Annotated in this window: 9 protein-coding genes; 5 read left to right on the forward strand and 4 right to left on the reverse strand. The window is 72.3% G+C overall.

Annotated elements, in window-relative coordinates; genetic code table 11:
• A partial coding sequence (locus ACVNF4_RS30130; protein ID WP_461806046.1) for a VOC family protein occupies positions 1 to 313 on the reverse strand: 313 nt, incomplete at its 3' end.
• A 125-nt stretch (positions 314 to 438) separates the two neighbouring features.
• Between ACVNF4_RS30130 and ACVNF4_RS30135 the strand changes: the two genes are divergently transcribed.
• From ACVNF4_RS30135 to ACVNF4_RS30150, 4 genes are all read left to right on the forward strand, one after another.
• On the forward strand, positions 439 to 903 hold the full coding sequence (locus tag ACVNF4_RS30135; RefSeq protein ID WP_461806047.1) for a MarR family winged helix-turn-helix transcriptional regulator: 465 nt from the start codon (positions 439 to 441) through the stop codon (positions 901 to 903).
• A 24-nt stretch (positions 904 to 927) separates the two neighbouring features.
• Positions 928 to 1,746: an ABC transporter ATP-binding protein gene (locus ACVNF4_RS30140; protein ID WP_461806048.1), complete on the forward strand. Its 819-nt coding sequence runs from the start codon at positions 928 to 930 to the stop codon at positions 1,744 to 1,746.
• A complete protein-coding gene (locus tag ACVNF4_RS30145; protein WP_461806049.1) occupies positions 1,706 to 2,548 on the forward strand; it encodes an ABC transporter permease in 843 nt (280 codons plus the stop codon). The genes ACVNF4_RS30140 and ACVNF4_RS30145 overlap by 41 nt, the downstream gene beginning before the upstream one ends.
• 177 nt (positions 2,549 to 2,725) lie before the next feature.
• The gene (locus ACVNF4_RS30150; protein ID WP_461806054.1) at positions 2,726 to 3,256 is read left to right on the forward strand and encodes a hypothetical protein; all 531 of its coding nucleotides are present in this window, start codon (positions 2,726 to 2,728) and stop codon (positions 3,254 to 3,256) included.
• Between the two features lie 93 nt (positions 3,257 to 3,349).
• Here ACVNF4_RS30150 and hemC read toward each other — a convergent pair whose 3' ends face one another.
• The 3 genes from hemC to ACVNF4_RS30165 form a co-directional block, all read right to left on the reverse strand.
• Positions 3,350 to 4,285 carry a hydroxymethylbilane synthase gene (gene hemC, locus ACVNF4_RS30155; protein WP_461806050.1) on the reverse strand — a complete coding sequence of 312 codons (936 nt, stop codon included), beginning with the start codon at positions 4,283 to 4,285 and terminating at the stop codon, positions 3,350 to 3,352.
• Positions 4,286 to 4,400: 115 nt separating this feature from the next.
• The gene (locus ACVNF4_RS30160; protein ID WP_461806051.1) at positions 4,401 to 5,177 is read right to left on the reverse strand and encodes an NPP1 family protein; all 777 of its coding nucleotides are present in this window, start codon (positions 5,175 to 5,177) and stop codon (positions 4,401 to 4,403) included.
• Positions 5,178 to 5,219: 42 nt separating this feature from the next.
• Positions 5,220 to 6,407: an MFS transporter gene (locus ACVNF4_RS30165; RefSeq protein WP_461806052.1), complete on the reverse strand. Its 1,188-nt coding sequence runs from the start codon at positions 6,405 to 6,407 to the stop codon at positions 5,220 to 5,222.
• An 81-nt stretch (positions 6,408 to 6,488) separates the two neighbouring features.
• On the opposite strand from ACVNF4_RS30165, the gene ACVNF4_RS30170 reads away from it, so the two are divergent.
• On the forward strand, positions 6,489 to 6,939 hold a 451-nt coding region (locus tag ACVNF4_RS30170; RefSeq protein ID WP_461806053.1), incomplete at its 3' end, for an AraC family ligand binding domain-containing protein.

Here is a 6,939-nt window from a genome sequence, read left to right on the forward strand (position 1 = left end):
CCGGCCCCACCGCGACGGTGCCCCCGCGCTCCCGGACCCGGCCCACCGCCTCGTCCGCGCCGATCACCGCGAAGTACGGCGTCCACGCCACCGCCATCTGCCACATCGCCGCGACCCCCGCGACCCCGGCCACCGGGACGCCGTCCGCAGAGGCGACCCGGAAGTGGTCGCCCAGGGAGCCCTGGCGCCACTGCCAGCCGAAGACGGCGCCGTAGAACTCCTGGGTGGCCGCCAGGTCACGGGTGGTGAGGCTGACCCAGCAGGGTGCTCCGAACACGGAGCGGGTGGTGACGACCTCGGGACGGTTGTTCATGGGTGCTCGCGTCCTGCTCTGTTGCATCCGGCGTGGGCGTGACCAGTGTCTGCCGCACAGAGCGCGGACCGCCTCTTGACTCACCCTTGAGGCTGTTACCTCTGCTAACGAGATAATCTGGTCGTATGGACTCCGCTCGCACGGACGAGACGTTTCCGCAGGAACTCGCCGACGCGATCGTCGGGGTCCAGCGGACCCTGCGCCGACGGCTGCGCGCCGGGCTCACCGTGCCCCGCCTGCGCGGCGGCGAGGCCGAACTGCTCAGGCTTGTCTCGGCCCGCCCCGGCATCGGCGTCTCCGAGGCCGCCAAGGAGCTGATGCTCGCGGGCAACTCCGTCTCGACCCTCGTCAACCGCCTCGTCACCGAGGGCCACCTCATCCGCGAGACCGACCCCGCCGACCGCCGCGCCGCCCGCCTGAACCTCACCGACGCCGCCCGCACCCGGCTCGACGACTGGCGGGCCCGGCGTGCCGAACTCGTCGAGCGGCAGGTCGCCCGCCTCGACGCGGCCGACCGGGAGGCGCTGCGGGCGGCGCTCCCCGCACTGCGCACCCTCGCCGCCGGACTCCAGCAGGAGCCCGGCGCCTGACCGCACCCCAGCAGGAGGACCCCTATGACCGACGCCGTCACCTGCACCGGCCTCGCCCACGCCTTCGGGGACACCCGGGCCGTCGACGGCCTCGACCTCACCGTCGCCGAGGGCGAGGTCTTCGGCCTCCTCGGACCCAACGGCGCGGGCAAGACCACCGCCATCCGCTGCCTCACCACCCTGCTGCCGGTCCCCGCCGGCATGGTCGCCGTCTTCGGGCACGACGCCGCCGTCGACCGCATGGCCGTGCGGCGCCTGCTCGGGTACGTCCCCCAGCAGCTGTCCGCTGACGCCGGACTCACCGGACGCGAGAACGTCTCCCTGTTCGCCCGCGTCTTCGACGTCCCCCGCCGTGAGCGCGCCGAGCGGGTCGGGCAGGCGCTGGCCGCCGTCGGGCTCACCGACGCCGAGGGCCGGCTCGCCGGGACCTACTCCGGGGGCATGGTCCGCCGCCTCGAACTCGCCCAGGCGCTCGTCAGCGCACCCCGGCTGCTCATCCTCGACGAACCCACCATCGGCCTCGACCCGATCGCCCGCACCGGCGTCTGGGAGCACATCGGCGCCGTCCGAGAGGCCACCGGCATGACCGTCCTCGTCACCACCCACTACATGGACGAGGCCGACCAGTACTGCGACCGCGTCGCCCTCATGCACCACGGCCGGGTCCGCGCGCTCGGCACCCCGCGGGAACTGCGCGAGGGCCTCGCCGCCCGCCGGGGCACCGACACGCTGCCCACCCTGGAGGACGTCTTCCGGGACGTCGCCGGCGGCTCCCTCGACGAGAACTCAGGAGACTTCCGAGATGTCCGAAGCACCCGCCGCACCGCTCACCGCGTCGGCTGACATATCCCTCCTCGTCCAGCCACCCGCACCCCGCGCAGGCTGGCGGCTCGTCCCCGCCCGGATCGGCGCGATGTGCGTCGTCGAACTCCAGAAGCTGCGCCACGACCGCACCGAGCTGTACACCCGCGCCGTCCAGCCCGCCCTGTGGCTGCTGATCTTCGGGCAGACCTTCACCCGGATCCGCGCGATCCCGACCGGCGGCATCCCCTACGTCGACTACCTCGCGCCCGGCATCATCGCCCAGTCCGCCATGTTCATCGCGATCTTCTACGGCATCCAGATCATCTGGGAACGCGACGCGGGCGTCCTCAACAAACTCCTCGTCACCCCGACCCCGCGCGCCGCCCTCATCACCGGCAAGGCGTTCGCGGCCGGTGTGAAGTCGGTGATCCAGGCCGTCGTCGTCATCGTCATCGCGGCCCTCCTCGGCGTCTCGCTCACCTGGAACCCGCTGAGACTGCTGGGGGTCCTCGCGGTCGTCGTCCTCGGGTCCGCGTTCTTCTCCTGCCTGTCCATGACCATCGCCGGGATCGTGCTGAGCCGCGACCGGCTGATGGGGATCGGGCAGGCGATCACCATGCCGCTGTTCTTCGGCTCCAACGCGCTGTATCCCGTGTCCGTGATGCCGGGGTGGCTCCAGGCCGTCAGCGCGTTCAATCCGCTCAGCTATGAGGTGAACGCGCTGCGCGGCCTGCTGCTCGGGACGCCGGCCCACCTCGCCGTCGACTTCGGGGTGCTCGCGGTGGCTGCCGCGCTCGGGGTCGCCGCGTCCTCCGCGCTGCTCGGCAGACTCGCCCGGTGACGTGATGTGCGGCACGTTCGCACAAGGCGTGACCTGAGCGTTTCCGCGATTCCCGCTGGGCACGGCTTGATCGACGATCAAAAGGGACGATGGACCAGACCACGGCTCATTCCGCTCATTTGACAGTGCGCTCAGGCCACGGATAGGACTCAGCCGGTGGACGTCGGGAGGTGGGCCGTGTACGAGCCGAACGTGGTCGGAGACTGGCAGGAGTACGAGGCGTACTCCGGTCTGCGTCTGCGCGTGAACCGGCTGGAGCGCGCGGAGCCGCCCCGTGGCCGCGACGACGCCGCCGACGGGCTCACGTACTTCAGGCTGCGCGTCGTCGTCGAGAACCGGGGCGAGGCGAAGTACTGCGTCCACCTGGAGGACGGCCAGATCGACGTCCGGATCGGGCCCGACGGCGAGAGCGCGTTCGTCGACTGGCGCAACTCCCAGTTCGTCGAGGGCTTCGACGTCTACCCCCTGCGCCGCGTCACCGCCGTCCTCCACGCCGCCGGCCCCGAGACCGCCCTCGACCGCATCGACGTCCAGGTCCAGCTCCGGGTGGACGACGAGTGGACCGAGCGGCGCCTGTGGACCGGGGGGCTGGACCTGTCCGAGGAGCGCGTCGAGACGGCGCCCTGCGCGGGGCGCGCGGACGATCTGGCGCGGCAGGTGAGCAACTTTCTGCGGGAGCAGACGGAGGCGGGGGACGGGACGGGCTGAGGGGGCGGGACGGCCGGTGAACCTCGGGTCGGGCGGATGCCCGGTGTCTCACACGCCGAGCCGCACCTTCTGACGTTCCCGCCCCCGGAGGGCTCAGTGTGGGATGCCGTCGATCAGATCCCGTGCCCCCTGCCGCAGCAGCGCCACCGCGACCGACGTGCCGAGGGTCGCGGGGTCGAGGGGGCCCGCCCACTCGTGGGCGTTGAGGCGGGTCTTGCCGTCGGGGGTGAAGACGCAGGCGCGGAGGGAGAGTTCGCCGGTGCGGTCGACCCGGGCGTAGCCGGCGATGGGGCTGTTGCAGTGGCCCTGGAGGACGTGGAGGAACATGCGCTCGGCGGTGGCCTCGCGGTGGGTGGCGGGGTCGCCCAGACCGCTGACCGCGTCGATCAGGTCCGTGTCGCCCTCGCGGCACTGGAGGGCCAGGATGCCCGCGCCGATGGGCGGCATCATCGCCTCGGGGGAGAGGACCTCGCTGATCACGTCGGTACGGCCGATGCGCTCCAGGCCCGACACCGCGAGGAGCAGCGCGTCCGCCTCACCGGCGGCCAGCTTCTCCAGGCGCCGGTTCGCGTTGCCCCGGAACGGTACGCACTCCAACTGCGGGTGTGTCGCCGCCAGTTGGGCGATCCGACGGACAGAGGACGTCCCGATCCGGGTGCCGTCGGGCAGCTCGTCCAGCGTGCGGCCCCCGGGGTGGACCAGAGCGTCCCGCACGTCGTCCCGCTTGAGGAACGCGGCGAACACGGTCCCGGCGGGCAGCGGACGGTCCGCCGGCACGTCCTTCACGCAGTGGACGGCGAGATCCGCCTCCCCGGCCAGCAACGCCGCGTCGACCTCTTTGGTGAACGCGCCCTTGCCCTCGACCTGGGACAGGTCGCCCAGCCACTTGTCACCGGTCGTCTTCACCGGCACGACCTCGGTGCGCACCCCGGGATGCAGCACGGCCAACTCGGCACGCACACGCTCCACTTGGGCCAGCGCCATCGGCGAGTCACGGGAGACGATACGGATCAGTTCGGGTACCGACATGGGAGAAAGGGTAGACCCTCCGGCCCGGCCCCACGGACACCGGACGCGACTGCTCCGTCACACCCCGACCGTCCCCCGAACCCGGACGCACCCGGATCCGAGGGACGCTCTCAGCTCACGCGTTCGGGTCGAACGTGATGCCCGACGGCTTCGCCTTGGTGAGGTGGGACACGAAATTCCCGTCCTTGAGACCGAAGTTGGCGCTGCCGAAGTCGTACGCGCTCAACTTGTCCCGCACCCCCGCCGGGTACCCGTTCCAGCCGACCAGCGGCGGATACTGCCAGGCGTGCTTGTGGTTCTCCGGCGGCTCGTCGTTCGCGTTCGCCAGCCGGAAGCAGTGCGTGCTGATGCCGTCCTTGTGGTAGACGACCTTCGCGTGCGTCCCCTCGAACCGGACCGAGGACGCCGGACTGACCGTGAACGAACCGTGGTTGGACGTCGCCACGTACCGCACCGCGCCGTCGTGCACCCAGATCACGACGTGCTCCCAGTCGTGCCGGTGCCCGCCGATGCTGCTGTTCGGGAGGGCCTGGTCCTTCTCGAAGTAGAGGCCGTACAGGTACGCGCACCAGCCGTTGTCGCACTTGTAGCGCGAGTAGCTGTTGGTGTTGTCCAGGTCCGACGCGTCATGGCAGTCGCCGCTGAGCGAACCCGTGGGTTTCAGACCGCCGTTGACCGTGCCGTCGGGGCCGATCGCCGGGGTCGAGTAGCAGCCGTCGGTGTCGTAGTCGAACGCCGGGAGGTACGTCAGCTCGGCGGCCTCCGCGTTCTGCGGCAGCGCGGTCGGCGGAGCGGCGTACGCGGCCGTCGGGACGGCGAGTACGAGCGCACCGGCGAGCGGCGCGGCGGTGAGCCATCTGCGGCGCGACGGCGTGGACTTGGGTGACGACAAGGCGTCCTCCGGATGGGGGGAGAGTGGGGGCGGCGGGGCAGCTCAGCTTCCCCGCTTTTCCCTCCCCGGCCAAGAGGTCACGCGCGTACCAGAGGTGAAGTACGGGCCAATACCGGGTGGTTGAGAATCCGTGGACCCCGGCTCCCGCACTCCCCGCACCAGCAGCCACGCCACCACGGGCGGTACCAGCAACGGCACGAGAGCCGTCCGCAACGACGTCGCGTCGGCTAGCGCCCCCAGTGCCGGCGCGGCGATCCCCCCGACGCTCACCGTCAGCCCCAGCGTCACCCCGCTCGCCGTCCCGACCCGCCCCGGCAGACAGTCCTGCCCCAGCGTGATGTGCAGCGAGAACGGCACGTACAGACCGGCCGACGCCAGCGCGACGAACGCGTACAGCGCAGGGCCCGGCACCACCAGCACCCCCGCCACCGCGACCAGCGTCACCCCGTACGACGCCCGCACCACCGCCAGCCTTCCGTACCGTCCGGCGAGCCGGCTCCCGGCCAGCGTGCCGACCGCACCGCCCGCGTACAGCACGCACAACGCGATCGTCCCGGCCGCGGCGCCACCGCCGGTGCGCTGGCGGACGTACAGGGCGATGAAGGTGCTGAGGCCGACGAAGACCAGGGAACGGCAGATCACGGCGCCGGAGAGGCGCAGGAAGGCGGGCCAGTCGTTGTCGCGAGGGTCGGAGTGGGCTGATACGGCAATCCGACGTTGCGCCTTCGCTGTCAGCGCACACAACACCGCCCCCACCACCCCCGGCACCGCCAGCAACGGCGTCGCCCCCAGCCCCCACGGCACGACCACCCCCGCCACCAGCAGCGGAGCCAGCGCGAAGCCGACATTGCCGCCCAGCGAGAACCAGCCCATCGCCGTGTGACTGCCGCCCGCCGCCGCACGAGCCGCCCGCGCCGCCTCCGGGTGGTACGCCGCGACCCCCACCCCGGACACCGCGAACGCCGCCAGCGTCAGCGCGTACGAGCCGCCCACCCCGCTCAGCGCGACCCCGGCCGCCGCCGCGAGGGTGCTCACGGGAAGCAGCCACGGCACCGCCCACCGGTCGGTGACCAGCCCGAACAGCGGCTGCGCCACCGACGACAGCAGCGAGGCGGCGAGGACGACACCCGAGGCGGCGGCGTACGCGTACGCGCGCTCGGCGACGAAGAAGGGGACCAGCGCGGCGACGGCGCCCTGATACAGGTCGACGCAGGCGTGGGCCAAGGACATGAGAGTGACGGTTCGTCGTGTGGACACCCTGCGAGCCTGGCCCCCGGACCCGTTGTCGCGCTTCCGATAACCTGCCTGACTGTGTCGAACATCCGCCACGCGCCGACCGCCGTCCGGCACCTGGGCCCGGGCGACCGCATCCATGCCCACCGGCACGACGACCACCAGATCGTCCACGCGGGCTCCGGCGTCGTCGCCGTCACCACCGGCGCCGGCACCTGGTTCGCCCCCGGCACCCGCGCCCTGTGGATCCCCGCCGGCACCCTCCACGCCCACCGCGCCCACGGCACCCTCGACCTGCACCTCGTCGGACTCCCCGCCCACGACAACCCCCTCGGCCTCACCACCCCGACCGCCCTCGCCGTCGGCCCCCTGCTGCGCGAACTGATCCGCGCCTACGCCGAGGAGCCCGACGACGGCGGACCCGAGCGCGCCCGCCTCCTCGCCGTCCTGCGCGACCGGCTCCGCGCCTCACCGCACCGCCCCCACGTCCTCCCCGCCCCCACCGACCCCCGCCTCGCCGCCGTCTGCG

It is taken from the genome of Streptomyces sp. S6, from assembly GCF_054880855.1.

Bases quoted from the DNA above. Each gene is read 5' to 3' on its own strand.
- hemC (WP_461806050.1), bottom strand. From the start codon at position 4,285: ATGTCGGTACCCGAACTGATCCGTATCGTCTCCCGTGACTCGCCGATG.
- ACVNF4_RS30140 (WP_461806048.1), top strand. From the start codon at position 928: ATGACCGACGCCGTCACCTGCACCGGCCTCGCCCACGCCTTCGGGGAC.
- ACVNF4_RS30165 (WP_461806052.1), bottom strand. From the start codon at position 6,407: ATGTCCTTGGCCCACGCCTGCGTCGACCTGTATCAGGGCGCCGTCGCC.
- ACVNF4_RS30145 (WP_461806049.1), top strand. From the start codon at position 1,706: ATGTCCGAAGCACCCGCCGCACCGCTCACCGCGTCGGCTGACATATCC.
- ACVNF4_RS30135 (WP_461806047.1), top strand. From the start codon at position 439: ATGGACTCCGCTCGCACGGACGAGACGTTTCCGCAGGAACTCGCCGAC.